This window comes from Streptomyces sp. NPDC051172 (assembly GCF_040682555.1).
Taxonomy (GTDB): Bacteria; Actinomycetota; Actinomycetes; order Streptomycetales; family Streptomycetaceae; genus Streptomyces.
This window is the reverse complement of sequence record NZ_JBFBBE010000434.1, coordinates 1-1,122: the sequence shown is the minus strand read 5'-3', so window position 1 is coordinate 1,122 and position 1,122 is coordinate 1. Positions and strand designations below refer to the sequence as shown.

Genomic DNA, 1,122 nt, shown 5'->3' with positions numbered 1-1,122 from the left:
CGGGCCTCGGAGGAGGGGGTCCGCGGCGGCTGCAGGTTCGCGTCGATCGAGATGGCCAGCAGGATCTCCTCGCGGAACTCCTGGGTCAGGGCGTCCGTGAGGGCGTCGGCCACCTGGGTGCCCTGGAGCGTCTCGCGGGTGGTCTCGTTCGGCACGGCCAGCAGGAGCGTGTTGCCGATGAGGCCCTGCGGCTGGGCCAAGTAGACGAAGCCCATGAGGCGGGCGCTGACCCGCGCGTCGTCCTCGAGGGAGCCCACGACGGAGCGCCACGAGCTGAGCACGGCCTGGTCTGCCACCACGGAGGCTTCCTTTCCTGGGACAGACGTCCCCGAGGACGGGGGCGGCTGCGCGAGACGGACGACGGTGCTCGGAGTCTAACGGTTGTCCACAGGGTTGTGCACAGACGGTGGACAACCCCTATCATCCTGTGGACGACCGTCCCGGGCGCCCGTGCGCGTCCGGGCTGCGCGCGCACCCGTTTGACCCCCGCGCACCCCGGCCACTAGAGTTGTCTGGTCCCCCGGGTGTCGGTTGATCGTGCCCGCCGGGGATTTCATGTCAGAGCCTCACCGGTCCTTCTCCCTGGTCCACCTGCTCAGGTTGACGGTCGAAGGCACACAACACGTCGTGGAGAGATCACAGTGACCAAGCGCACGTTCCAGCCCAACAACCGCCGTCGTGCCCGCAAGCACGGCTTCCGTGCCCGCATGCGCACCCGCGCCGGCCGCGCCATCCTGTCCGCTCGCCGCGGCAAGAACCGCGCCGAGCTGTCCGCCTGAGGACGTCGGTCCAGGGACGGCGCGCCCCGTGCTGCCCCGTGACCGTCGCATCCGCACGCCCGCGGAGTTCCGTCACCTCGGTCGCACCGGCATCCGCGCGGGTCGGCGCACCGTCGTGGTGAGCGTCGCCACGGACCCCGACCAGACCCGGTCCACGTCGCCGAGCGCCCCTCGGCCGCGGGCCGGGTTCGTCGTGTCCAAGGCCGTGGGGAACGCGGTGACCCGCAACCGGGTGAAGCGACGGCTGCGCGCCGTCGTCGCGGAGCAGATGCGTCTGCCCCCGCTGCGCGACCTGCCGGTTCTGGTCCAGGTCCGCGCGCTGCCGGCCGCCGCCGAGGCGGAC

Annotated in this window: 2 protein-coding genes and 1 pseudogene; 2 read left to right on the top strand and 1 reads right to left on the bottom strand. The window is 71.9% G+C overall.

Annotation, left to right across the window (positions count from 1 at the left end):
- Positions 1 to 299, bottom strand: a pseudogene (locus AB0N07_RS51730) (hypothetical protein); the annotation flags it as partial.
- Between the two features lie 342 nt (positions 300 to 641).
- On the opposite strand from AB0N07_RS51730, the gene rpmH reads away from it, so the two are divergent.
- Complete coding sequence (gene rpmH / locus AB0N07_RS51725) at positions 642 to 779, top strand: 50S ribosomal protein L34 (RefSeq protein ID WP_002856443.1); 138 nt, start codon at positions 642 to 644, stop codon at positions 777 to 779.
- Positions 780 to 807: 28 nt separating this feature from the next.
- Positions 808 to 1,122, top strand: a 315-nt coding sequence (rnpA, locus tag AB0N07_RS51720; RefSeq protein ID WP_365848037.1) for a ribonuclease P protein component, incomplete at its 3' end; no start/stop codon positions are given.